This window comes from Bacillus sp. MHSD_36, assembly GCF_030757775.1.
Taxonomy (GTDB): domain Bacteria; phylum Bacillota; class Bacilli; order Bacillales; family Bacillaceae_G; genus Bacillus_A.
The window spans coordinates 1-26,958 of sequence record NZ_JAVBIS010000009.1; the positions used below are offsets into that span (position 1 = coordinate 1).

General features: G+C 36.6%; 21 protein-coding genes, 3 pseudogenes and 1 riboswitch. All 24 genes and pseudogenes read left to right on the top strand.

All coding sequences use genetic code 11. The features are described 5' to 3' along the window. Positions 1-178: pseudogene (gene spoVFB, locus Q9B79_RS23605) on the top strand (dipicolinate synthase subunit B); the annotation flags it as partial. Positions 179-328: 150 nt separating this feature from the next. Next, positions 329-1,375 carry an aspartate-semialdehyde dehydrogenase gene (asd, locus tag Q9B79_RS23610; RefSeq protein ID WP_000414848.1) on the top strand — a complete coding sequence of 349 codons (1,047 nt, stop codon included), beginning with the start codon at positions 329-331 and terminating at the stop codon, positions 1,373-1,375. Between the two features lie 23 nt (positions 1,376-1,398). Beyond that, positions 1,399-2,631 (top strand): aspartate kinase, encoded by a 1,233-nt coding sequence (dapG, locus tag Q9B79_RS23615; protein WP_306188154.1) that lies wholly within the window; start codon positions 1,399-1,401, stop codon positions 2,629-2,631. A gap of 11 nt (positions 2,632-2,642) precedes the next feature. Continuing rightward, positions 2,643-3,521 (top strand): 4-hydroxy-tetrahydrodipicolinate synthase, encoded by an 879-nt coding sequence (gene dapA / locus Q9B79_RS23620; protein WP_048530473.1) that lies wholly within the window; start codon positions 2,643-2,645, stop codon positions 3,519-3,521. Between the two features lie 752 nt (positions 3,522-4,273). After that, entirely contained in the window at positions 4,274-5,944 is a 1,671-nt protein-coding gene (locus tag Q9B79_RS23625) for a ribonuclease J (protein ID WP_306188157.1), read from the top strand. A 103-nt stretch (positions 5,945-6,047) separates the two neighbouring features. Further along, positions 6,048-6,797, top strand: a complete 750-nt coding sequence (gene tepA, locus Q9B79_RS23630) for a translocation-enhancing protein TepA (RefSeq protein WP_306188159.1) — start codon at positions 6,048-6,050, stop codon at positions 6,795-6,797. Further along, positions 6,794-6,997 carry a YlzJ-like family protein gene (locus tag Q9B79_RS23635; protein ID WP_000605026.1) on the top strand — a complete coding sequence of 68 codons (204 nt, stop codon included), beginning with the start codon at positions 6,794-6,796 and terminating at the stop codon, positions 6,995-6,997. Before tepA ends, Q9B79_RS23635 begins: the two co-directional genes overlap by 4 nt. A 209-nt stretch (positions 6,998-7,206) precedes the next feature. Beyond that, complete coding sequence (locus Q9B79_RS23640; protein ID WP_306188162.1) at positions 7,207-9,588, top strand: DNA translocase FtsK; 2,382 nt, start codon at positions 7,207-7,209, stop codon at positions 9,586-9,588. 203 nt (positions 9,589-9,791) lie between these two features. Then, positions 9,792-9,893, top strand: a riboswitch (purine riboswitch). Positions 9,894-10,126: 233 nt separating this feature from the next. Then, entirely contained in the window at positions 10,127-10,852 is a 726-nt protein-coding gene (locus Q9B79_RS23645; RefSeq protein ID WP_000114176.1) for a GntR family transcriptional regulator, read from the top strand. A gap of 90 nt (positions 10,853-10,942) precedes the next feature. Beyond that, positions 10,943-12,010 carry a BMP family lipoprotein gene (locus Q9B79_RS23650; RefSeq protein ID WP_306188165.1) on the top strand — a complete coding sequence of 356 codons (1,068 nt, stop codon included), beginning with the start codon at positions 10,943-10,945 and terminating at the stop codon, positions 12,008-12,010. A 108-nt stretch (positions 12,011-12,118) separates the two neighbouring features. Beyond that, positions 12,119-13,651: an ABC transporter ATP-binding protein gene (locus Q9B79_RS23655; protein ID WP_306188168.1), complete on the top strand. Its 1,533-nt coding sequence runs from the start codon at positions 12,119-12,121 to the stop codon at positions 13,649-13,651. After that, positions 13,644-14,702: an ABC transporter permease gene (locus tag Q9B79_RS23660; RefSeq protein ID WP_306188170.1), complete on the top strand. Its 1,059-nt coding sequence runs from the start codon at positions 13,644-13,646 to the stop codon at positions 14,700-14,702. Before Q9B79_RS23655 ends, Q9B79_RS23660 begins: the two co-directional genes overlap by 8 nt. Beyond that, positions 14,703-15,662, top strand: coding sequence for an ABC transporter permease (locus Q9B79_RS23665; protein ID WP_000008843.1), 960 nt, complete (start codon positions 14,703-14,705; stop codon positions 15,660-15,662). It begins immediately after the preceding gene. A 199-nt stretch (positions 15,663-15,861) separates the two neighbouring features. Next, positions 15,862-17,136: an EF-P 5-aminopentanol modification-associated protein YfmF gene (gene yfmF, locus Q9B79_RS23670; RefSeq protein ID WP_306188174.1), complete on the top strand. Its 1,275-nt coding sequence runs from the start codon at positions 15,862-15,864 to the stop codon at positions 17,134-17,136. After that, positions 17,137-18,423 (top strand): EF-P 5-aminopentanol modification-associated protein YfmH, encoded by a 1,287-nt coding sequence (yfmH, locus tag Q9B79_RS23675; protein WP_306188176.1) that lies wholly within the window; start codon positions 17,137-17,139, stop codon positions 18,421-18,423. Positions 18,424-18,526: 103 nt separating this feature from the next. Beyond that, complete coding sequence (gene ymfI, locus Q9B79_RS23680) at positions 18,527-19,240, top strand: elongation factor P 5-aminopentanone reductase (protein WP_306188178.1); 714 nt, start codon at positions 18,527-18,529, stop codon at positions 19,238-19,240. A 75-nt stretch (positions 19,241-19,315) separates the two neighbouring features. Continuing rightward, a complete protein-coding gene (locus Q9B79_RS23685) occupies positions 19,316-19,564 on the top strand; it encodes a DUF3243 domain-containing protein (protein ID WP_042979322.1) in 249 nt (82 codons plus the stop codon). Between the two features lie 139 nt (positions 19,565-19,703). Continuing rightward, complete coding sequence (locus tag Q9B79_RS23690) at positions 19,704-20,489, top strand: DUF3388 domain-containing protein (RefSeq protein ID WP_000574107.1); 786 nt, start codon at positions 19,704-19,706, stop codon at positions 20,487-20,489. Positions 20,490-20,510: 21 nt separating this feature from the next. Then, the gene (locus tag Q9B79_RS23695; protein ID WP_306188184.1) at positions 20,511-21,422 is read left to right on the top strand and encodes a helix-turn-helix domain-containing protein; all 912 of its coding nucleotides are present in this window, start codon (positions 20,511-20,513) and stop codon (positions 21,420-21,422) included. Between the two features lie 63 nt (positions 21,423-21,485). Then, positions 21,486-22,064 (top strand): CDP-diacylglycerol--glycerol-3-phosphate 3-phosphatidyltransferase, encoded by a 579-nt coding sequence (pgsA, locus tag Q9B79_RS23700; RefSeq protein ID WP_001052973.1) that lies wholly within the window; start codon positions 21,486-21,488, stop codon positions 22,062-22,064. Positions 22,065-22,084: 20 nt separating this feature from the next. Next, positions 22,085-23,323: a competence/damage-inducible protein CinA gene (gene cinA, locus Q9B79_RS23705; protein ID WP_306188187.1), complete on the top strand. Its 1,239-nt coding sequence runs from the start codon at positions 22,085-22,087 to the stop codon at positions 23,321-23,323. A 143-nt stretch (positions 23,324-23,466) separates the two neighbouring features. Beyond that, positions 23,467-24,075: pseudogene (gene recA / locus Q9B79_RS23710) on the top strand (recombinase RecA); the annotation flags it as partial. A 327-nt stretch (positions 24,076-24,402) separates the two neighbouring features. Next, positions 24,403-24,825: pseudogene (locus Q9B79_RS23715) on the top strand (recombinase RecA family protein); the annotation flags it as partial. A 481-nt stretch (positions 24,826-25,306) separates the two neighbouring features. Next, complete coding sequence (gene rny, locus Q9B79_RS23720) at positions 25,307-26,872, top strand: ribonuclease Y (protein WP_046198515.1); 1,566 nt, start codon at positions 25,307-25,309, stop codon at positions 26,870-26,872. Positions 26,873-26,958: the final 86 nt, after the last annotated feature.

Consider the following 26,958-nt stretch of genomic DNA (forward strand, 5'->3'; position numbering starts at 1 on the left):
TATGCGCCTAATGGCAACAAAAAACATCTACTTCGTCCCATTCGGTCAAGATGCACCAGAGAAAAAACCAAACTCAATGGTAGCTCGCATGGAGCTGCTGGAAGACACAGTGTTAGAAGCATTGCAAGGAAAGCAATTGCAACCGGTTGTCGTAGAAAAATTCAGATATATGAATTAAAAAACGAAAAAAAACGGACAATTTTTGATGAAACCATCATTCTTACTGTAGAATATGATAAAATTAACGTTATTAAGATTAGAAGGGGTATTGTATACTCCTTCTGATTCTAAGTTATAGAAGGATTGGTATCTAGAAAGGGGCATAGTGATGGAAAAGCAAAAAACTTTTCATGTCGCTGTAGTTGGAGCAACCGGCGCAGTTGGTGAACAAATGTTAAATACTTTAGAGAAACGAGAATTTCCAATCGGGAAATTAACGTTACTTTCATCTAAACGATCTGCAGGTAAGAAACTTGTATTTAAAGGCGAAGAATTTACAGTTCAAGAGGCAACTCCTGAAAGTTTTGAAGGAGTAGATATCGCACTATTTAGTGCTGGTGGATCTGTATCAAAACAATTAGCGCCAGAAGCAGCAAAGCGCGGTGCGATTGTTGTTGATAATACAAGTGCATTCCGTATGACAGAAAACGTGCCACTTGTTGTACCTGAAGTAAATGAAAATGACTTAAAAGAACATAATGGTATTATTGCAAATCCAAACTGTTCTACAATTCAAATGGTAGTAGCTCTTGAGCCAGTTCGTCAGCAATATGGTTTAAAACGAGTAATCGTTTCCACATATCAAGCTGTATCAGGTGCTGGTGCGGCAGCGATTGAAGAACTTCATGAACAATCACAAGCAATCTTAAATGGTGAAGAAGTGAAGGCAAATGTTTTACCTGTATCAGGTGATAAGAAACATTTCCCAATCGCTTTCAACGCGATTCCACAGATTGATAAATTTCAAGATAATGGATTTACATTTGAAGAAATGAAAATGATTAATGAAACGAAAAAAATTATGCATATGCCAGAATTAGAAGTAGCGGCAACATGTGTACGTTTACCAGTTGTATCAGGTCACTCTGAGTCTGTTTACATCGAAGTAGAAAAAGAAGGCGTAACAGTAGAAGAATTAAAGAACTTACTTGCAAATGCGGAAGGTATCGTTCTGCAAGATAATCCAGAAGAGCAGTTATATCCAATGCCAGCTACTGCAGTAGGTAAAAACGAAGTATTCGTTGGAAGAATCCGTAAAGATTTAAATAACGATAAAGGATTCCATCTTTGGGTCGTATCTGATAACTTATTAAAAGGCGCTGCATGGAATTCTGTTCAAATTGCAGAGCGCTTAGTAAAATTACAATTAGTGTAAACGGCTAAGAGAAGGTGCAAAATATGAAAATTATTGTTCAAAAATTTGGTGGCACATCTGTACGTGATGAAAATGGACGTAAGCATGCGCTTCATCATATAAAAAAATCACTAGATGCGGGTTATAAAGTAGTTACTGTCGTATCTGCTATGGGGCGTAAAGGTGAACCATATGCAACGGATACTTTGTTGAGCCTTGTAAATCAAAAGGAATCTCACATTTCTAATCGTGAGCAAGATTTATTATTATCATGCGGAGAATTAATCTCAGCAATCGTTTTCTCTAACATGTTAAATGAGAACGGTATAAAAGCAGCGGCATTAAATGGTGCACAAGCTGGTTTTGTAACAAATGATGATTTTACAAATGCTAAGATTATTGAAATGAATTGCGATCGTATACATGAAGAGCTAGAAAATGTAGATGTAATCGTCGTTACAGGATTCCAAGGGCAAACGAAAAAAGGTGATACGACAACACTTGGACGCGGGGGTAGCGATACTTCAGCTTCAGCGTTAGGTGTTGCGCTTCATGCTGAATTTATTGATATTTTCACAGATGTAGAAGGTGTTATGACTGCGGATCCTCGCATTGTAAAAGATGCACGTCATCTTCAAACTGTAACGTACAATGAAATTTGTAACATGGCTTACCAAGGTGCAAAAGTCGTTCATCCACGTGCAGTTGAAATTGCGATGCATGCGAAAGTTCCACTTCGTGTACGTTCTACGTATTCTGATAGTGAAGGTACGCTTATTTCAGCATCTGACGGTGCGACAAAAGGTCGTGATGTAGAAGAACGTCCTGTTACAGGTATTGCACATGTATCAAATGTGACGCAAATTAAAGTGCTTGCAAAAGAAACAGCATATGATTTGCAGCAGCATGTGTTTAAAGAAATGGCGAATGAAGGAATCAGTGTCGATTTAATTAACATTTCACCTACCGGGGTAGCTTATACGGTAAGTGATAATGTATCAAATCGTGCAGTTGAATTATTACAAAACCTTGGATACGAGCCAATTGTGACAGAACATTGTGCAAAAGTATCTATTGTAGGAGCTGGAATGGCAGGATACCCGGGGGTTACTGCGAAAATCGTTACAGCTTTAGCTGAAAAAGGTATTCAAATTCTGCAATCGGCAGATAGCCATACGACAATTTGGGTTCTTGTAAAAGAAACGGATTTAGTGGAGGCTGTAAATGCATTACATAGTGCGTTTGAGCTTTCAAAAGAAAAGCAACTGGAACAATAAGGAGTGAGACCATGATAGATTTTGGGACAATTGCAACCGCGATGGTAACTCCGTTTGATAAAAACGGAAATATCGATTTTGCAAAGACAACGAAATTGGTAAATTATTTAATAGATAACGGTACAACAGCAATCGTGGTAGGAGGAACGACAGGAGAATCTCCTACATTAACTTCAGAAGAAAAAGTAGCGTTATATCGCCATGTCGTATCTGTTGTCGATAAAAGGGTGCCCGTAATCGCTGGAACAGGTAGCAATAATACGCATGCTTCTATTGACTTAACTAAAAAGGCGACAGAAGCTGGTGTTGATGCAGTAATGCTAGTAGCACCGTATTATAACAAACCGAGTCAAGAAGGAATGTATCAGCACTTTAAAGCAATTGCTGAAAGTACGCCACTTCCGGTTATGCTATATAACGTTCCAGGACGATCTATTGTACAAATCTCCGTTGATACAGTTGTTCGTTTATCAGAAATAGAAAACATTGTTGCGATTAAAGATGCAGGCGGCGATGTGTTAACAATGACAGAAATCATTGAAAAAACAGCGGACGACTTTGCAGTATACAGCGGTGATGACGGTTTAACGTTACCAGCTATGGCAGTTGGAGCGAAAGGTATCGTTTCTGTAGCATCTCATGTTATCGGAAATGAAATGCAAGAAATGATTGCAGCATTCCAAGCAGGTGAATTTAAGAAGGCGCAAAAATTACATCAATTACTTGTAAGAGTAACGGATTCATTATTTATGGCGCCAAGCCCAACACCAGTAAAAACAGCATTACAAATGGTTGGATTAGATGTAGGTTCTGTACGTTTACCACTTCTTCCATTAACAGAAGAAGAAAGAGTAACGTTACAATCTGTGATGCAATCTATCCCTCGTTAATAAAAAATGACCTAGTGTAGAACTAGGTCATTTTTTTATAGGATGAAAATCTTTTCTCACCTATATGTGTTCTTATTTAGATCATTAACTGTTTCTTCATTATGAATTGCAATATGTATAAGAAAATAATCGTCTCCCTTGAAATGAATCAAAAACGAAAGTGATTATAGAATAAACATTTGTACAAACGCAATAAAGCAACGCTTCTGTTTTTTAGAGAAATCCCCTCAAATGTGATGCAATTCATAAAAAAAACTCCATTTTGTAAGTGTTTTTGTTTGATTCTAGAAAAATATGTTTTAAAACTACATATTATGAAATTAACTTAGTGTAATTATGGCCATTTCTTCAAAATAATATGGAGTATAAAATCGAAGTAAATATAAAGGAAATACGTTCGATACTTTTGTTATAATTCCGTTCTTTTACCTATTCTTTCGCACGATTTAACTTGTGTTCTATTTCTTGTATCAGGTATAATATGGCTAAGTAGCTTAGTACGGGTATGCTTAGCAAAATTGGTAAAAATTATAATTTGATTACATTTTCATATCATATCGAATAAGATATTTGATTTATATAATGAAAGAGAGGTGAAACCTGGTTTAAAAAATAAACAAGGACATGATATCGCATAACGGTAAGGACATTCGTCTTGGACGGTGAATATATGGTGGTTGTAGAGTTTCCCCTGGTGTCTCTGCAATTTTAGTGAAATCAGTGTTTGAAAGATTTTTAAACCAGGCAACAACATGAAGAGAAAAGAGAATGAGTCTGTTAAAGTATTTGCTCTTGGTGGAGTAGGTGAAATCGGGAAAAACATGTACTGTGTTGAAATTGATTCTGAAATCTTTATTGTGGATGCAGGGTTAATGTTCCCGGGAGATGAAATGTTTGGAATTGATATCGTTATTCCTGATATTACATATTTAGTGGAAAACCAAGAGCGAGTAAAAGGTTTATTTATTACTCACGGTCATGAAGATCATATTGGTGGTATTGTTTACGTACTTCGTAAATTATCTATTCCAGTGTATGCAACGAAATTAACAGTAGGACTTATACAAGAAAAACTTAGCGAAGCGGGTATGTTAGGCCGTGTAGACTTAAAAACAATCGATTCAAATTCAACAGTAGAGTTTAATACTACGACGGTTTCATTCTTTGGAACGACACATAGTATTCCAGATTCTGTCGGTGTTTGCTTCCATACATCAAAAGGTGCAATCGTATATACAGGAGACTTTAAATTCGATCAAACTCCAATTGGAAATAGTGGAGCAGACCTTGGGAAAATGGCTCAAATCGGAAATGAAGGCGTACTATGCTTATTATCTGATAGTACAAATGCTGAGCGTCCAGGCTATACAGGTTCTGAAAAAGAAGTTGGTGTAGAAATTTCTAAAGTGTTCTACGGCGCAGAAGGACGTATTATCGTTGCTTCATTTGCATCAAATGTACATCGTATTCAACAAGTATTTGATGCAGCTGCAGAAACAGGACGAAAAGTAGCGGTTGTAGGACGTAGTATGGTGAAAGTAGTAGATATCGCGAGACGTCTTGGTTATTTAGATGTTCCAGAAGGTATGGTTATTTCACTACAAGAAGTAGACAATTTCCCAGAGAAAAAGGTAGCTATTTTAACGACAGGTAGCCAAGGCGAACCAATGGCGGCCCTTTCTAGAATGGCGAAGCAAGCTCATAAACAAATTTCAATTCGTAAAGGTGATACGGTTATTATCGCGGCATCTCCAATTCCAGGTAATGAAATATCTGTATCGAAAATTATTGACTTGTTATTTAGAGCGGGAGCTGAAGTTGTTTATTACGGTGAAAGAAAAGTTCACGTTTCAGGTCACGGTAGCCAAGAAGAATTAAAATTAATGTTAAATTTAATGAAACCTAAATATTTTGTACCCGTACATGGTGAGTTCCGTATGCAAAAAGCGCATGCATATTTAGCTGAAGATGTAGGCATTGCAAGAGAAAATATCTTTATTGTAGAAAAAGGCGATGTAATTGGTTTTAGTGACGATGAAGCGAACTTAGTTGGCAAAGTGCAAGCTGGCAATGTGTTAATTGATGGATTAGGTGTAGGTGATGTTGGTAATATCGTTCTTCGAGATAGAAAAATGTTATCTCAAGATGGAATATTAGTAGTTGTTGTAACACTTGGTAAAGATGAAAAGAAAATTATCTCTGGTCCAGAAATCATTTCACGTGGATTTGTATATGTACGTGAATCAGAAGCGTTAATTGACCGCTCTACAGAGATTGTACGCATGATTGTTGAGCAATCAATTAAAGAATATTCAATCGAATGGTCTATGTTAAAACAAAATATTCGTGAATTATTAGGACAGTTCTTGTACGAAGAGACAAAGAGAAAACCTATGATTTTACCGATTATTATGGAAGTATAAAAAAGATCACCTTTACGGGTGATCTTTTTTCTTTTTTAACTCTATCGAATGAAATTTATAACTTAAGAAATAATAGTGATATACGAGTGAAAGGGGATGCGATATGACAGAACGTGATCGTTATACAAATGAAGAGAAAGAGGCTGAACCGAAAGAAACCAGCAAAGAAGCTTCAATAGTAGAAAAAATTCAACAGCTTGGACAAACGAATGTACCACAAATGAATGAATCGCGTATTCATTGTTTAACAATCATTGGACAGGTGGAAGGTCATGTTCAGTTGCCACCGCAAAATAAAACAACAAAATATGAGCATATCATTCCGCAAATTGTTGCGATAGAACAAAATCCGAAAATTGAAGGTTTACTTTTAATATTAAACACAGTTGGTGGTGATGTTGAAGCAGGGCTAGCAATTTCTGAGATGGTAGCTTCGCTTTCAAAGCCAACGGTATCTCTTGTTTTAGGCGGAGGACATTCTATCGGTGTACCGATTGCCGTTTCTACAGACTATTCATTTATTGCGGAAACTGCGACGATGACAATTCATCCTATTCGTCTAACAGGTCTTGTTATAGGTGTGCCGCAAACATTTGAGTATTTAGATAAAATGCAAGAAAGAGTCATTCGATTTGTGACGAAGCATTCGAAAGTAACGGAAGATCGTTTTAAAGAGCTTATGTTTGCGAAAGGAAATTTAACGCGAGATATTGGTACGAATGTAATTGGTGGAGATGCAGTGAAGTATGGTCTTATAGATGATGTCGGCGGTATAGGAAATGCGATTCGAAAATTAAACGAATTAATAGATGGTCGTGCGAATGATAGTGCAGAAGGGACAATGTTACAATGATTTTATATACAATTATGCCAGAGCAACTCGTGTATCCAGCCGATTATTCGCAATGTGAAAGTCAAAAAGTCGTAAATATAAATGGTGTTGAATTAATGGTTTCAGAAGAAGAACATGGGTATTATTCGATTGTACGTGTGTTAAGTACGGATCCGTTTCACTATTTAGAGTTTGAGCCCGGCCAGAAAATAACCTTTTAGCAAAAAGAAGGATTTTGTTTAGAAGCTATGGTATAATATAAAAAACAAGACGGTTGAGCAGCCATGAGAGGGCTGCTTTCTTCTGTTTATTTAACATTTTACAAGAAGTGTAAAAATAGAAGAGATAGAGACCTGAAAAATAGAGAAAACAGACATATAAGTAGAGTTTTTAGGAGGCTTTACATATATGTAGAACACGAGGTGAAGAAATGGCAAAACAAAAGCAAAGAGGGACGAAGGCAAAGGCAAGACGTACGATAAAGCCAACTTTGTATTATGAAATCGTCGGTTTAACTCTTTTTGCACTTTCAATCATTACGATTTTACAGCTAGGTGTTGTAGGAAAATCGTTTGTGTTATTTTTTCGCTTCTTCTTTGGTGAGTGGTACATAATTGGTGTGTTAGGTGTAATAGCTTTATCAGTTTCATTCGTTATAAAACGTGGATGGCCGAACCTTTTAAATAAACGGTTAATCGGTTTTTATTTAATAGTATTGGCGATATTAATGTTTAGTCATATTACATTATTTAACCTTCTTACGAAAGATGGAGCAGTACAAAATACTTCTGTTATTGTGAGTACAAAAGATAATTTCTTTCTTGAAATGAAAAAAGGGCCAGATAGTGTTCATTTAGGTGGTGGTATGTTTGGTGCACTTATGTTCGCGACTTGTTATTTCTTATTTGACGAAGTAGGAGCTTATATTATTGGTATTATTTTAGTTATTCTCGGTATACTTTGTATAACAAATAAGCATATTGGAGAAGTGTTAGCTCCAGTTGGTAGAATCCTTAGAAGTCAATTTCAAGTGATGCAAGGGGACTATAAAGACTGGAGAGCGAAAAGAACGGCTGAACAAACAGAAAAGAAAAAAACAACGAGAAGCACAAGGAGTAAACGTGCTGCAGAACAAGAAGAAATTGTTGAACCAATGGAAGAAATCCCAATTGATCCTCCGATTATCTCAAATTTCACTGAAAATTATCCAGTAAATGAAGAAGAGGATAAACGAATTGAAGTAGAGGAAGAAGAGTTAATCACTTCACCATTTATCGAAGAGGCTCCGCCAATTGAAGAGCCAAAGAAAAAGCGTGGAGAAAAAATCGTTGAATCGCTAGAGGGAGAAACACAAGCTCCTCCTATGCAATTTTCAAATGTAGAAAATAAAGATTATAAGCTACCTGCACTTGATATATTGAAATTTCCAAAGAATAAACAAGTTACAAATGAAAATGCGGAAATTTATGAGAATGCTCGTAAATTAGAACGTACTTTCCAAAGCTTTGGAGTGAAAGCGAAAGTAACAAAAGTACATAGAGGTCCTGCAGTTACAAAATATGAAGTGTATCCTGATATGGGAGTAAAGGTAAGCAAAATTGTTGGTTTAAGTGATGATCTAGCACTGGCTTTAGCTGCGAAAGACATTCGTATTGAAGCACCTATTCCCGGGAAATCAGCTGTAGGAATTGAAGTTCCGAACTCAGAAGTCTCTATGGTAACGCTTAGAGAAGTTCTTGATTCTAAAGCTAATAATCATCCAGAAGAGAAGTTGTTAATTGGTCTTGGACGAGATATTACAGGTGAAGCTGTATTAGCCCGCTTAAATAAAATGCCCCATTTACTAGTGGCCGGTGCAACAGGTAGCGGGAAAAGTGTATGTATTAACGGTATTATCGTTAGTATTTTAATGCGTGCAAAACCACATGAAGTAAAATTAATGATGATTGATCCGAAAATGGTAGAGTTAAATGTATATAACGGTGTGCCTCATTTATTAACACCAGTTGTAACGGATCCGAAAAAGGCATCACAAGCATTGAAAAAAGTTGTAAGTGAAATGGAGCGCCGTTATGAATTATTTGCTCATAGTGGCACGCGGAATATTGAAGGATATAATGATCATATAAAAGAGCATAATAATCAATCAGAAGCGAAACAACCGGAATTACCTTATATTGTCGTAATTGTGGACGAGTTAGCAGATTTAATGATGGTTGCTTCATCGGATGTAGAGGATGCGATTATGCGTCTAGCGCAAATGGCTCGTGCGGCTGGTATTCATTTAATTATCGCAACGCAGCGTCCATCAGTTGATGTTATTACGGGGGTTATTAAAGCGAATATTCCATCGCGTATTGCATTCGCTGTATCTTCTCAAACAGATTCTCGTACAATTCTTGACGGCGGTGGTGCAGAGAAATTACTAGGTCGTGGAGATATGTTGTTTATACCAATTGGTGCATCGAAACCTGTACGTGTACAAGGTGCGTTTTTATCAGATGATGAAGTTGAGAGAGTTGTAGAATATGTTATTGGTCAGCAAAAAGCGCAATATCAAGAAGATATGATTCCGCAAGATGTTCCTGATACGAAGCAGGAAGTAGAAGATGAATTATATGATGAAGCAGTTCAGCTCGTAGTGGAAATGCAAACAGCATCGGTTTCTATGTTACAACGTAGGTTTAGAGTTGGTTATACGCGAGCTGCCCGTTTAATTGATGCAATGGAAATGAATGGTGTAGTAGGTCCGTATGAAGGTAGTAAACCACGAGAAGTGCTTATTAATGATGTACAAGAAAAAAGTTCATAAAAAAAGCCTAATTGTTTTTACAATTAGGCTTTTTTATATGCTAGTTTTGTTATATACTATATTCAGCAATAAAGAAAGGGCTTACATTTAAAGTGATTCTCTAGAATACGAATACTTTGGTGTGGTTTTTTGTGAACGTTCGATATTCAATGTAGAAAAATGTTAAATTTTGTTGACACATATGGGAGCAAGTGGTAAGATTACTTCGAAAAGAATCACTGCCTCATATAATCTTGGAGATAAGGTCCATAAGTTTCTACCCGGCAACCATGAATTGCTGGACTATGAGGGGAAAAGTGTGTAACAAAGGATGTAAGAGATCTTTGTGCCGAACTTTTTCTCGAAATGAGGAATGTTTATGGTGCAAAGTTTTTTTTATGCAGTAAAGAGTGAAAATTTCATCTTAAAAAATTATTAATATTTATTCGACAATTGCGCGTATTTTTAGTATTTAGTAATTTTTATTATGTTGTAAGTTGAAAAAAGAGAAAAGAAGTCTTACATCAGAGGTCGAATAATTGAAATGCGGGGGAGTCTTATGTCAGTAAAATCCGATAGTCGTCACCTATATTTACGGGTGATTGATCACATCAAAGAAAAAATTAAAGATGGAGCTTACAAAGAAAGACAAAAGTTACCATCAGAGTTTGATTTAGCGAAAGAACTTGGCGTAAGTAGAGCGACTTTAAGGGAAGCGCTACGTATTTTAGAAGAAGAAAATGTTGTCATTCGTAGACATGGTGTAGGGACGTTTGTAAATGCTAAGCCGTTATTCTCTTCTGGGATTGAACAACTTTCTAGTATTACAGATATGATTTCTAGTGTGGGGAAAACACCAGGAACTATCTTTCTATCATCATCTACAACAAGTTTAACAGAAGAAGAAAAAGAGAAGTTTAATAGTGAAGATGGTTTTAATGCAGTGATGATCGAGCGTGTGCGTACAGCAGATGGGGAACCTGTTGTATATTGTATCGATAAACTTGCAAAAGAAATCTTGCCAGATTTATCGGGATACAATGAAGAATCATTACTAACGGTGATACATAATAACACGCATAAGCGCATAACATATGCGGTTGCTCACATTGAGCCAATTGGCTATCATCCGAAAATCTCACCGATTTTAGAATGTGAACCAGAAACAGCACTGCTAGTATTAAAACAAATGCACTATGATCAAAATGATGAACCAATCTTATATTCTATTAATTACTTTAGAGCTGATAAGTTTAGCTTCCACGTATTAAGAAAACGTATGTAGGTGAGTTCCTTTTTAGGGAGGTGACAGCAAGAAGTTAGGGACAGCAGCGTGTAAAAAAATAGACAATTCATTTCAGGAGGGGTTTCTAGTATGAAGAAAAAAACAGGTCTTTTATTATCATTAACATTAGCAGCGAGTGCGGTTTTAGGTGCATGTGGTAACTCGGATAAGGCGAGTAGCGACAAAAAAGAGTTTAAAGTTGGTATGGTTACAGATGTTGGGGGCGTTGATGACAAATCATTTAACCAATCAGCTTGGGAAGGTTTAACGAAGTTCGGTAAAGACAATGACTTAAAGAAAAATGAAGGATATCGTTATCTTCAATCAAGTAAAGATGCGGATTACATCCCGAATTTAACGAAATTTGCGAAAGATCATTATAGCACAACATTTGGTATTGGTTACTTAATGGAAAAATCAATCGAAAAAGTAGCTGATCAGTATCCGAAAGAACAATTTGCGATTGTAGATACAGTTGTAAAGAAGCCGAACGTAACAAGTATTACATTTAAAGACCATGAAGGTTCATTCCTAGTTGGTGCTGTAGCAGCGATGACGACAAAATCAAATAAAGTTGGGTTTGTTGGTGGTGTAAAAAGCCCATTAATTACAAAATTCGAATCAGGTTTTAAAGCTGGTGCAAAAGCAGTGAATCCAAATATTGAAATCGTATCACAATATGCTGATGCATTTGATAAACCAGAAAAAGGATCTGTATTAGCTTCAGCAATGTACGGTGGTGGAGTTGACGTAATTTATCATGCTTCAGGTGCAACTGGTAATGGTGTATTTACAGAAGCGAAAAACCGTAAGAAAAAAGGTGAGAATGTTTGGGTAATCGGTGTTGACCGTGACCAAAACCAAGAAGGTATGCCTGAAAACGTAACATTAACTTCAATGGTAAAACGTGTTGATATTGCAGTAGCAAAAGTAGCACAAGAAGCGAAAGATGGTAAGTTAAAAGGCGGTAAAGTAGAAGAATTCGGATTAAAAGATGATGGTGTTGGTATTGCGAAAACTACTGACAATGTAAAAAAAGTAAATCCAGAAATCTTAACAAAAGTAGAAGAGCTTGAGAAGAAAATCACTGACGGTGAAATTAAAGTACCTGCAACTGACGAAGAATATAAAACATATGAAGCTTCTCTAAAGAAATAATAATAGAGAAATAGCAAAGGTTAGTTCGTAGAACTAACCTTTGCATATATAAAAATACTTTTAATAGAGTGTAATTAGGGAGTGTTCCCTGCTAAAAGGAGGAACAAAATGGAATACGTAATTGAGATGAACAATATTACAAAAGTATTCCCAGGCATTGTAGCGAATGATGATATTACGCTGCAAGTAAAACAGGGAGAAATACATGCTTTACTTGGAGAAAATGGTGCAGGGAAATCAACGCTGATGAATGTACTGTTCGGTTTGTATCAACCAGAACAGGGAGAAATTAAAATTAAAGGAAAGCCTGTTAAAATTACAAATCCGAATATAGCAAATGACCTTGGTATTGGGATGGTCCATCAGCATTTTATGCTTGTTCATAATTTTACAGTTACAGAGAATATTATTCTCGGAAATGAACCAAAGAAAAACGGGAAAATTGCTGTTGAAGAAGCTGCAAAAGAAATTAAGCAATTGTCTGAACAGTACGGTTTAGCCGTTGATCCACATGCGAAAATTGAAGATATTTCTGTTGGGATGCAGCAAAGGGTTGAAATATTAAAGACTCTTTATCGTGGTGCTGAGATTTTAATATTTGATGAGCCAACCGCGGTGTTAACTCCTCAAGAAATTCATGAGTTGATTCAAATTATGAAAAAGCTTGTGCAAGAGGGGAAATCTATCATTCTTATTACACATAAGTTAAAAGAAATTATGGAAGTTTGCGATCGTTGTACAATTATTCGTAAAGGTAAGGGGATTGGTACTGTTGATGTAGCAGAAACGGATGAGCATAAACTTGCAGAGTTAATGGTCGGACGTCAAGTGAATTTTAAAACAGAAAAAATAGAAGCTAAACCAATGGAAGAAGTACTATCTATTGCAAACCTAATTGTTCATGATACGCGCAAGTTACCTGCTGTAAAAGGCCTTGACTTAACTGTTCGTGCAGGAGAAATCGTTGGGATAGCAGGGATTGATGGAAATGGTCAAAGTGAATTAATAGAGGCGATTACTGGTTTACGAAAAGTTGAGTCAGGTTCTATTGCAATTAAAGGAAAAGAAATAACAAATTGGCCTGTTCGAAGAATAACAGAAGAGGGGATTGGTCATATTCCTGAAGACCGTCATAAACACGGACTTGTTCTCGATTTTTCTGTTCGGGACAATATTGTTTTACAAACATACTATAAAAATCCATTTTCAAAGAAAGGGATTTTAAATTTTAGTAAAATTACAGAAAAAGCAAAAGTGCTCATTGAACAGTTTGATGTACGTACACCTAGTGAACAAACGTTAGCTCGTGCTCTATCTGGTGGGAACCAGCAAAAGGCAATTATTGCACGTGAAGTAGATCGTAATCCAGATTTATTAATTGCAGCGCAGCCAACACGTGGTTTAGATGTAGGTGCGATTGAATTTATTCATAAAAAATTAATCGAGCAGAGAGATAATGGTAAGGCTGTATTGCTTCTATCGCTAGAGCTAGATGAAATTTTAAATGTAAGTGATCGAGTTGCTGTTATATATGAAGGGAAAATTGTAGCAATTGTTGACGCGAAAGAAACGAATGAACAACAGCTTGGATTATTAATGGCCGGAGGGACAGGGAAAGAGAAGGTGAACACAAATGGCTAAAAATTTTTTAACAGAACGAACAATTAATATTTTAGTACCTGTGTTATCCGTAGTTTTCGGTTTACTTGTTGGTGCCATTGTAATGTTAGTTAGTGGATATGATCCAATTGTTGGATATGTTGCGCTTTGGGAAGGAATGGTTGGAAATCCACAAGCTATCGGTGAGACGTTGCGTACAATGATTCCGCTTGTACTAGCTGGTCTTTCAGTAGCATTTGCATTTCGTACAGGTCTTTTCAATATTGGGGTGGAAGGACAGTTATTAGTTGGGTGGCTTGCTGCTGTTTGGTTTGGATATGCAGTGTCGTTACCAGCAATTTTGCATATTCCGTTATCTATTTTAGTGGCAGCGATCGCCGGCGGTTTATGGGGTTTTATACCTGGATATTTAAAAGGAAAGCTTAAAGTAAATGAAGTAATTGTTACAATTATGATGAACTACATTGCACTTTATGTTACGTATGACCTTATTAAACGTTATATTCATGAAGGTAATGAGAAATCTTATGATGTGCAAGCAAGTGCTTCGTTAGCTTCTGATTGGTTATCTTCATTGACAGATGGATCTCGTTTACACTGGGGAATTGTTGTAGCTATTATCATTGCAATTGTAATGTGGTTCTTATTAGATAGAACAACGTTAGGGTATGAATTAAAATCGGTTGGATTTAACCAAAATGCCTCTCAATATGCAGGGATGAAAGTATCGCGTAATGTTGTTTTATCAATGACAATTGCCGGTGCTTTTGCAGGAATTGGTGGAGCTATGGAAGGTTTAGGGACATTCCAAAGTATGACAGCGATGTCGTCGTTCACTGGTATCGGATTTGATGGGATTGCGGTAGCGCTTCTAGGAGGAAATAATCCATTTGGTATATTATTAGCAGCTTTACTGTTTGGTGGTTTGAAAAGTGCAGCGCCACAAATGAATTTTGAAGCAGATGTACCTTCTGAGTTAATTAACGTTATTATCGCATGTATTATTTTCTTTGTTGCGTGCAGTTATGTTTTACGCTGGGCACTTACACGCATGAGCAAGGAGGGGAAATAAATGAGCTTTTTAGATATTTTAGCCATTCTTGTGACGGGTACGTTATATACGGCAGCGCCACTTATTTTTACGGCGTTAGGTGGAGTGTTCAGTGAACGTTCTGGAGTTGTAAATATAGCGTTAGAAGGTTTAATGTTATTTGGTGCATTTATTGGTATTGTTACAACGTTATTAATGGGTGATACGTGGGGATCGATGACTCCTTGGATTGCACTATTATTTGCAGCGATTGGTAGTGGTTTATTTGCACTTCTTCATGCAGTAGCATCTATTACATTCCGTGCAGATCAAGTAGTGAGCGGGGTAGCGATTAACTTCTTAGCTCTTGGTTTAACAGTATTTGCGATTAAGAAAATCTTTGGCAAAGGACAAACTGATTTCATTCAATACCGTATTGAAAAAATTGATGTTCCGGGTCTTTCGGATATTCCGGTAATCGGAAAAATCTTCTTCTCAAATGTACCGTTAACATCATATATTGCTATTATTTTAGCGTTTGTCGTTTGGTATGTCATTTATAAAACGCCGTTTGGCCTGCGTCTTCGTGCGGTTGGAGAACATCCGATGGCAGCTGATACGATGGGGATTAATGTATATAAAATGCGTTATATTGCAGTAGCTATATCTGGAATGTTTGCCGGAGTAGGTGGAGCTGTCTTCGCTATGTCGATTTCTGGTAACTTCTCAGGTGCTACAATTACTGGACAAGGTTTCTTAGCACTAGCAGCTATGATTTTCGGTAAATGGAATCCACTTGGTGCTCTTGGAGCGGCTCTGTTCTTCGGATTTGCTCAATCATTAGGAATAACTGGTGGTACAATTCCGGTACTAAAGGAAATTCCAAGTGTATTCTTAACGATATTACCGTATGTATTCACAATATTAGCACTTGTTGGTTTTGTAGGCCGTTCTGAAGCTCCTAAAGCATTAGGAACTCCTTATGAAAAAGGAAAACGATAAGTATAAAAAAAGCTCGCACATTAGTGCGGGCTTTTTTACATAGACTATATTTAATACGGAATTTTACTATGTTCCTTACATATTCAAGTTTTTAGAAAGAGCTTAATGTAAGTATAGTGAGGAAGAAAAGTTGATTTTTTATTTCTAAAAACTGTATATTGAAGAGGAATATTCCTACATACGTAAAGGAGGGCTATAAATGAAACTAATGGAACAACAGTTACATGAGTTAGGCGGTTTGCGAGTACATATTATTCCAACTGATAAATATAAAACAAATACTTTTGTATTTCGTTTTAAGGCACCTTTAAATGAGGAGACGGTGACAGAGCGTGCCCTATTGCCATACGTATTGCAAAGTGCGACAGAAAAGCTTCCTTCTGTAATTCGTCTTCGTCAATATTTAGAAGAATTATATGGATCTTCTTTAGCAGTAGATGTAAGTAAAAAAGGAGAAGACCATATTATCTCTATTTATGTAGATATTGCAAATGAAGTTTATTTACATGATGCACCACCGCTATTTGAAAAAGCACTTTCTATGTTATCGGATATCGTTTTGCACCCAGCAACAGAGGGGAATGGTTTTCTACCTTCTATCGTAGAAAGTGAAAAGAGAGCGCTCTTGCAACGAATTGAAGCTACGTACGATGATAAAATGCGCTATGCAAACGAGCGTTTAATTGAAGAAATGTGTAAAGTAGAACCGTATCGTTTAAGTGCAAATGGGAAAAAAGAGAGTGTTTCTTCTATTACAAATGAAAGTTTGTATCAATATTATCAAAAAGTGTTAGCAGAGGATGAAATGGATCTATACATTATTGGTGATATTTTAGAAAACGCAGTGGATCTTGTAAGTAAGTATTTTTCTATTTCAGCGCGTCCTGCGAGAGAAAGAAATGTACTTCTTCATAAGAGAAATAATGAAGAAAAAGAAGTAGTTGAACAACAAGAATTAAAACAAAGTAAATTACACATCGGTTATCGTACGTTTATTACGTATAAAGATGAAGATTATTTTGCACTGCAATTGTTCAATGGATTATTTGGAGGATTTTCTCATTCGAAGTTATTCGTTAACGTTCGTGAAAAAAATAGTTTAGCGTACTATGCAGCATCCCGCTTTGAAAGTCATAAAGGCTTATTGTTTGTCATGTCAGGAATCGAAGCGAAAAATTATGAAAAAGCTGTTGAGATTATTAAAGAACAAATGCTAGCGATGCAAAATGGTGATTTTTCTGAAGAAGAGATGCATCAAACGAAAAGTGTTATTCAAAATCAAATATTAGAGGCGATTGATACACCACGCGGATTTGTGGAAATGTTGTATCATGGTATTATTTCAGATCGTACGCGTCCGGTTGAAGAATGGCTTACAGGTATTGAAAGTGTGACGAAAGAAGAGATTGTGAAAGTTGCTAAAAATATTGCACTAGATACAATTTACTTTTTACAAGGAACGGAGGGAGAATAAATGGAGAAAATTGTTTATGAGCAATTAAAAGAGACGCTCTATTATGAAAAACTTCCTAATGGATTAGATGTATATATTTTACCGAAGCAAGGATTTAATAAAACATTTGCAACGTTTACGACAAAATATGGTTCTATGGATAATACATTCGTACCACTAGGTAAAGAAGAAATGATTCGTGTGCCTGATGGAATTGCTCATTTTCTTGAGCATAAATTATTTGAAAAAGAAGATCATGATGCTTTCCAATTGTTTAGTAAACAAGGAGCATCAGCAAATGCTTTCACATCGTTCACAAGAACAGCTTACCTTTTTTCATGTACATCAAATGTAGAACAAAATTTAAATACATTGTTAAACTTCGTACAAGAGCCTTACTTCTCTGAAAAAACAGTTGAAAAAGAGAAGGGGATTATCGGGCAAGAAATTCAAATGTATCAAGATAATCCGGATTGGCGCTTATACTTTGGGTTAATTGATAGCTTGTTTGTAAAGCACCCAATTAAAATTGATATTGCAGGGACAATTGAGTCTATTAGTAAAATTACGAAAGACTTATTATATGAATGTTATGAAACGTTTTATCATCCGAGCAATATGTTACTATTTGTTGTGGGTGCAATCGACCCAGAGGAAACAATGGATTTAGTACGTGAAAATCAAGCGAAAAAAGATTATAAAAATCAGTCGGAAATTGTACGTTCATTTGAAGAAGAACCGGATGAGGTAAATGAAAAGAAGAAGATTATTTCAATGCCTGTACAAACACCGAAATGTTTAGTGGGTATTAAAGCGACAAACTTAAAAGAAAAAGGGAAAGCCCTTTTAAAACAAGAAATTGCGCTTACGTTACTTTTAGATTATTTATTTGGGAAGAGCTCGGTTCATTACGAATCTTTATATAATGAAGGGCTTATTGATGATTCATTCTCGTATGATTATACAGAAGAGAATAACTTCGGTTTTGCAATGGTAGGCGGCGATACGAAGCAACCTGATGAGCTGGAAGAGCGTTTGAAAGGGATTTTATTAAATACAAATTATGATCAATTAGATGAGGCGGCATTAGAACGAGTAAAGAAAAAGAAAATAGGTGGCTTTTTACGCTCCTTGAATTCACCTGAATATATTGCAAATCAATTTACACGATATGCGTTTAATGAATCTAGTCTGTTTGATGCATTGACTGTATTAGAAAGTCTAACGGTTCAAGATTTACAAGAAGTAGCCAAATTATTATTATCAGAAGAGAAAATGAGTGTTTGTCAAGTTTTACCGAAAAAATAAAAGGTTTTACAATAATACCCTCATCTTATCATTGATAAATTGTAAGATGAGGGTATTATTTATTTGTAGGAGAAAGATTTTATTGAGATAAGAGAGGATTTGTATGAAAAAGTATGCATTAGTAACTGGGGGAAGCGGAGGGATTGGCTCTGCTATTTCAAAACAATTAATTCAAGATGGATATACAGTATATATTCATTATAATAACAGTGTAGAAAAAGTGAATGAGTTGCAGAAAGAATGGGATGAAGTGATTCCTGTTCAAGCCAATTTAGCTTCTGTTGATGGAGCAGAGCAGTTGTGGGGGCAAATTGAACATCCTCTTGATGTTATCGTATATGCAGCTGGGAAGAGTATATTTGGACTCGTAACAGATGTAACGAACGATGAATTGAATTACATGGTAGAACTTCAAGTGAAGAGTGTTTATAAAGTATTATCAATGGCACTGCCTTCAATGATTCAGCGGAGAAGCGGTAATGTTGTACTTGTTTCGTCTATATGGGGACAAATTGGTGCATCATGTGAAGTGCTGTACTCGATGGTAAAAGGTGCGCAAAATTCATATGTGAAAGCTTTAGCAAAAGAAGTTTCATTAAGTGGAATAAGAGTGAACGCGGTGGCGCCAGGTGCAATTGAAACGGAAATGTTAAATGTATTTTCAGAAGAGGATAAGAATGAAATTGCTGAAGAGATTCCGTTAGGTAGACTGGGATTGCCAGAAGAAGTAGCAAAAACAGTGTCATTTCTCGTCTCACCAGGAGCATCTTACATAACGGGACAAATTATCGGAGTGAACGGCGGTTGGCATTGCTAAAAATTTCTTACATAAAAAATGAAAAACTGTACAAATTAAGCATGATTCTATTACTAAGTAGTGAGGTGCTTACACATGTCAGTTTTAGAAAATTTTGATCAATGGAAGAGCTTTTTAGGAGAACGTTTAGAACAGGCGCAAGGAAAAGGTCTTGATGGTGGTGCCGTATCAGATATGGCATTTCGTGTTGGTGACTATTTAGCAAATGAAGTAGAAGCACGCAACGATCAAGAGAAACTATTAGCTGAGCTTTGGAAAGTTGCTGATGAACAAGAGCAACATACAATCGCAAACTTAATGGTGAAGTTTGTACAACATAAGTAAAAAATAGAGAGGAGATTCTCCTCTCTATTTTTTTTGTATAATAATAACGCAGGATAGATTATACATTTAGCTTCCCTATTAAGGTGAAATCATATAATATAGTACGTAGGTGTAAAGTAAGCAAGGGGAGTGATCTTGGATGATTGAATGGTATTTTGAATATGAAATACATAAAAACCGACCTGGCTTGCTTGGTGACGTTTCTTCGTTAATCGGTATGCTCGGCATTAATATTGTCACAATTAATGGTGTAGATAATGCACGACGTGGATTACTCCTTATGTGTGATAATCAAGAGCAAATCTCTAGACTTGAATCAATTTTAAATACGATGGATAATATAACGGTAACGAAATATCGTCCGCCAAAGCTAAGAGATAAGCTAGCGGTTAGACATGGTAGGTACATACAACGAGATGCAGATGATAAGAAGACATTTCGGTTTGTACGTGATGAATTAGGGTTACTTGTAGACTTTATGGCTGAAATAATGAAAAAAGAAGGTCATAAACTAATCGGAATACGAGGAATGCCTCGTGTCGGAAAAACAGAATCCATTGTTGCCGCAAGTGTTTGTGCAAATAAAAGATGGTTATTTGTATCATCTACTCTTATTAAGCAAACGGTTCGTAGTCAATTAATTGAAGACGAGTATAGCGACGACAATATTTTCATCTTAGATGGAATCGTGTCAACAAAGCGTGCTAACGAAAGGCATTGGCAGCTTGTTCGTGAAATTATGAGATTGCCTGCAACGAAAGTTGTGGAACATCCTGATGTATTTGTGAGTCAGTCAGAATACACATTGGATGATTTTGATTATATTATCGAGTTGCGTAACGATTATGATGAAGAAATTCAATATAATTTAGTAGATGAAATTGAGCAAGGTACGCAAAATAATTTCTCTATGTTTGACTTTTAAAGAAATATTGAGGTGTTAGTAGTGACAGAATTAGGACAAAAGCTGAAAGAAGCAAGAGGAACGAAAGGCTTGTCTATTGATCAGCTGCATGAGATTACAAAAATTCAAAAGCGCCATTTAGTAGCGATTGAGGAAGGCAATTATGATGTATTGCCAGGAGCTTTTTATGCGCGTGCATTCATTAAACAATACGCAGATGCGGTTGGATTAAATGGAGAGGAACTGCTTGTAGAATATCAGAGTACGATACCACAATCTGAAAAACGTGACGTTCCACAAGTATCGACAGGACAAAAAACGCAAGAAACAATGCAAAAATCTTCATCATGGCCAATTGCAGATCACATGCCGAAAATTTTAGTTGCGCTGTTAGTAATCGCAGTTGGAGTGGTAATTTGGTTTGTTTTCCAAGCGTTAACTGGAAAAGATGATGAAAAAGTTCCGAATACTCAAAGTGAGAAAATTGAAGTTAAAAAAGCGGAAAACTCTCCGTTAGATACGAAGAAAGATGAAGTGAAAGCGGAAGAGCCGAAAAAAGAAGAGCCAAAGAAAGAAGAGCCAAAGAAAGAAGAACAACCAGCGCAACCAACGGGACAACAAGAAATCAAAGTAATTGGGACAACTGGTAAGGAATCCACTTTGGAAATTCATAACAATAAAACGTTAGAACTAGAAATTACAACAAAAGGCGCAAGTTATGTAGGTATTAAAAATGAGGCAGGAAATGATATCTTTAGTGGAACAATAGAGGAAGGCCAAACTCAAAAATATGATTTATCAACAGCGAAAGTGGTAAACCTTAATATAGGAAGTGCACCGAATGTTGAATTTAAATTAAATGGCCAAGTCGTTACATTCCCGTTGAATCCAGAAGAGAATTATCATCAAAAATTCTTGATTAAAAATCTAGGGATAGAGCAACCTGCACAATAACAGTCATCGCTTCGATGACTTTTTTCAATGAACAAATGTTTTTGATATGATGGAGGAATAGCTGTGAATTTACCAAATAAAATTACAATATCTAGAATCTTCTTAATTCCAATTTTTATGGTAATTATGTTAGCACCCTTTGATTGGGGTTCATACACAATTGGTGATGTTGATTTACCAATTCAACATTTAGTAGGAGCACTTATCTTTATTGTTGCTTCGGCTACAGATTGGATTGATGGACATTACGCAAGAAAATATAATCTTGTAACGAATTTAGGGAAGTTCCTTGACCCATTAGCTGATAAATTACTTGTTTCAGCTGCACTTATCACGTTAGTGGAAATGCAATACGTACCAGCTTGGATCGTTATTATCATTATAAGCCGTGAGTTTGCGGTAACTGGTTTACGTCTAGTACTTGCTGGAACAGGAGAAGTAGTTGCAGCAAATCAGCTAGGTAAGATTAAGACATGGACACAAATTATCGCGATTGCAGCATATTTATTACACGATGTACCTTTAAATTTAATCCATATTCCGGTAGCTGACATCTTTATATGGATTGCATTAATTTTTACTGTTATTTCAGGATGGGATTATTTCTGGAAAAATAGAGCTGCTTTTGTAAACTCAAAATAGAAGTTTATGGGGGAATTGGGGTGAATGCTGAAATTATTGCGGTTGGAACAGAATTATTACTTGGACAAATTGCAAATACAAACGCCCAGTTTTTATCTGAAAAGTTAGCTTCAATCGGCATTAATGTGTACTACCATACTGTAGTTGGAGATAATAACAAACGACTGCAGCAGGCGATTGAAGTTGCAGAAGAACGTGCGGATATGCTTATTTTTACAGGTGGATTAGGCCCGACAAAAGATGATTTGACGAAGGAAACAATTGCGTCTAGCTTAGAGGAAGAGCTAGTATATGATGAAAATGCATTAGCATTAATAAGCAATTATTTTAAACGTACAGGCCGTGAATTCACTGAAAATAATAAAAAGCAGGCACTCATTTTGAATGGAGCAAATGTATTCGCAAATGATCACGGTATGGCACCTGGTATGGGGTTAAATAAGAACGGAAAAGTTTATATTTTATTACCAGGACCACCGAAAGAAATGAAGCCAATGTATGTAAGTTATGTAGAGCCTTATTTACGTAACTTTACAACAGGAGAAAACATTTATTCTCGCGTGCTTCGCTTCTTTGGAATTGGGGAATCTCAATTAGAGGTGAAAGTTCAAGATTTAATTGATGGACAAACGAATCCGACAATCGCTCCTCTTGCGAATGATGGAGAAGTGACATTACGTTTAACTGCAAAGCATCAAAATGCTCATGAAGCGGAGAAACTCATTCAGCATATGGAAGATTTGATTTTAGAAAGAGTAGGAGAATTTTTCTACGGGTATGACCAAGAGTTTCTGCATTATAAGGCGATAGAGTTATTGAAGAAAAAAGGGTTAACTTTAGCGTGTGCGGAAAGTTTAACAGGTGGTCTCTTCGGTAATCAAGTAACAGAAAGTGCTGGTGTGTCTTCCGTATTTAAAGGCGGTGTCATTTGTTATCATAATGATGTGAAGCAACATGTTTTACATGTACCTGAGGAAGTGTTGTCTACTGACGGTGCAGTTAGTAAGGAATGTGCCCGTTATCTTGCTGAAAATGTTAAAGAATTATTAAAAGCGGATATCGGGATTAGTTTCACTGGGGTAGCAGGACCGGATGCTTCAGAACATAAAGAACCGGGAACAGTATTTGTTGGATTGTCGATTAAAGATGAACCAACTGTAGTCTTTCCTCTTCATTTAAGTGGAAGTCGTCAACAAATTAGGGAACGTTCGGCGAAATATGGATTTTATCATTTGTATAAAAAGCTAGAAGAGATGTGAGTCTCTTCTAGTTTTTTTAATGCTTAAATGCAGTTTCATTAATTGGAAAATAAAAAAATCGAATAAATGTTCGATTTTTGTTGGCAAAATGAATTGAAAATAGGTATAATAAGATTAGCAATTCAGTTAAGGAGGAATTTTGAATGAGTGATCGTCAAGCAGCGTTAGATATGGCGTTAAAACAAATAGAGAAGCAATTCGGTAAAGGTTCAATTATGAAATTAGGAGAACAAGCAGAGCGTAGAGTTTCTACGGTTTCTAGTGGTTCTTTAGCACTTGATGTGGCATTAGGGGTAGGCGGATACCCACGCGGCCGTATTATCGAAATTTACGGACCTGAAAGTTCAGGTAAAACAACAGTTTCATTACATGCAATTGCAGAAGTACAGCGTCAAGGTGGACAAGCAGCGTTCATCGATGCTGAGCATGCAATGGATCCTGTATATGCACAAAAACTAGGTGTTAACATCGATGAATTACTATTATCACAACCTGATACAGGGGAGCAAGGTTTAGAAATCGCAGAAGCACTTGTACGAAGTGGTGCGGTTGATATTATCGTAATTGACTCTGTAGCAGCTCTTGTACCGAAAGCTGAGATTGAAGGAGACATGGGTGACTCACACGTAGGTTTACAAGCTCGTCTAATGTCTCAAGCACTTCGTAAACTCTCAGGTGCAATCAATAAATCAAAAACAATCGCAATCTTTATTAACCAAATTCGTGAAAAAGTTGGGGTTATGTTCGGAAATCAACTACAAGTTGCTTAATCATAAAGATTAAGGAGTTTACTATGGGTTTCCCTTGCTAGTGATAGCATGTTAAAAAACCTTGTGAACCTTATTGCCTAAGGGTGTAACTATTCATATAGTTGCTAACGGTGAAGCCCACCATTATTTAGGGTAATACCGTGCCGAGCTCCATAGTGATATGGGGAAGGTGTAGAGACTACCGAAAAGGACTTTTAGTTAACTGAGTAGGGTACGGCAGATGATAGGCTACTGCTGGAAGTGCAAGGCTCTCTGTAAAGAGATGAAGAGATAGTCCGGACTATAGAGATGGAAAATCTATAGATAGTGCCAGAAACAACTCCAGGTGGTCGTGCGTTGAAATTCTATTCGACTGTTCGTCTTGAAGTGCGTCGTGCGGAGCAATTAAAACAAGGTAATGACATCGTTGGTAATAAAACAAAAGTAAAAGTAGTTAAAAATAAAGTGGCACCACCATTCCGTGTTGCGGAAGTTGATATTATGTACGGAGAAGGTATTTCAAGAGAAGGTGAAATCTTGGATATGGCTTCTGAACTTGATATCGTTCAAAAGAGCGGTGCTTGGTACTCTTATAATGAAGAACGCTTAGGACAAGGTCGTGAAAATTCGAAGCAGTTCTTAAAAGAAAATACGGATTTAAGAGAAGAAATTGCCTTCTTTATTCGTGAGCATCACGGAATTAGCGAAGATTCAGGTGCTGAAGGTATGGAAGATCCAAATCTTCTTGATTAAAAATAAAAGACACGGCTTCGTGTCTTTTATTTTTGTACCATTATGAAAGCGTTGTATATCGTTGGAGATAAAATATTTAATCTACCTAAAAGATTATGTATAAAGAGGGATATATGCGCGTTTCACATGAATAAACTGGAATTTACTAAGGTTTTCCAGGATAATATGCTGTCTGCTTTTTATATTCATATATAAATTAGGGCTGAAGGTAAAGAAAGTAAAAGTAGACAACGCTTGACAATGAAAATTGCGATAGATACAATGAGAATGTATATTTTTTCTTATATACGATATACTCTTCTCAAGAAGAGAAGTAATATTCGGAGTAAGACTTAAATCTTGCCGAAATAATAATATGACATTTTAATTGTGAAATGAAGAAAGTCCCTTAAAAAAGCGGGACGACGGTCTTTGCTGTATGTTGGTATTCAATGTACATGCCGACAGTCTTTTTTCATTCATAGCAAGGGGAGGTGAAATCATGAGTAGTACTGCAGTTTGGATACTCATCTCCATTTTGCTTGCAACAGTCGGTGCAGTTGTTGGCTTTTTTGTTCGAAAGTCTATTGCTGAAGCGAAGATTAATGGTGCGGCTAATGAAGCGAAACGTATTATAGATGAAGCGAATCGTGAGGCTGAAGCACTTAAGAAAGAAGCGCTTTTAGAAGCAAAGGATGAAATTCATACACTTCGTACAGAAGCTGAATTAGAAATTCGTGACCGTAGAAGCGAATTACAAAAACAAGAAAATCGTTTAATGCAAAAAGAAGAGAACCTTGATCGTAAAGACGAAACGCTCGATAAACGCGAGCTACAGTTAGAAAAGAAAGAGGATTCTCTTGTAGCGAGACAACAACAGATTGAAGAGTTGGAAAGCAAAGTGGGAGAGTTAGTTCAAAAGCAACAAACAGAATTAGAGCGCATTTCCAATCTGACACGCGAACAAGCGAAAGCAATTATTCTTGGTAAAGTAGAAAGTGAAGTTTCTCATGAAATCGCTGTTATGGTAAAAGAAAGTGAAGTTCGCGCGAAAGAAGAAGCGGATAAGAAAGCAAAAGAGATTTTATCTCTTGCAATGCAAAGATGTGCAGCTGATCATGTTGCTGAAACAACCGTTTCGGTTGTAAATCTTCCAAATGACGAAATGAAGGGACGTATTATTGGGCGTGAAGGTCGTAATATTCGTACGTTAGAAACGTTAACGGGTATTGACTTAATTATCGATGATACACCAGAGGCGGTAATCCTTTCTGGATTCGACCCAATTCGTCGTGAAACAGCTCGTATCGCTCTTGATAAACTAGTACAGGACGGACGTATTCACCCAGCGCGTATTGAAGAGATGGTCGAAAAATCAAGACGTGAAGTGGACGAGTATATTCGCGAAGTCGGAGAGCAAACAACGTTTGAAGTGGGTGTTCACGGATTACACCCAGATTTAATTAAAATTTTAGGTCGTTTAAAATACCGTACAAGTTATGGTCAAAACGTCTTAAAACACTCTATGGAAGTTGCATATTTAACTGGACTTATGGCAGCAGAGCTTGGTGAGGATGAAAAACTAGCAAGACGTGCTGGGCTATTACATGATATCGGGAAAGCGATTGACCATGAAGTAGAAGGTAGCCACGTTGAAATTGGTGTTGAACTCGCAACGAAATATAAAGAGCATCCTGTAGTTATAAACAGTATCGCATCTCACCATGGTGACACAGAACCAACTTCTATCATTGCAGTTTTAGTTGCAGCAGCAGATGCTTTATCAGCTGCAAGACCGGGAGCTCGTAGTGAAACACTTGAGAACTATATTCGTCGTCTTGAAAAGTTAGAAGAGATTTCAGAGTCTTATGAAGGCGTTGAAAAATCATTTGCAATTCAAGCAGGACGTGAAGTTCGTATTTTGGTAAAACCAGATACAATCGATGATTTAGAAGCTCATCGTTTAGCTCGTGACATCCGAAAACGTATTGAAAATGAACTGGATTACCCAGGACATATTAAAGTAACTGTTATTCGTGAAACACGTGCAGTGGAATACGCAAAATAAAGTGGTGAAACACCACTTTATTTTTTTGTGTTGGAATTGGATAAAATAAAGACAGTTAGTTATATAGCATAAAAGTGAAACAAACT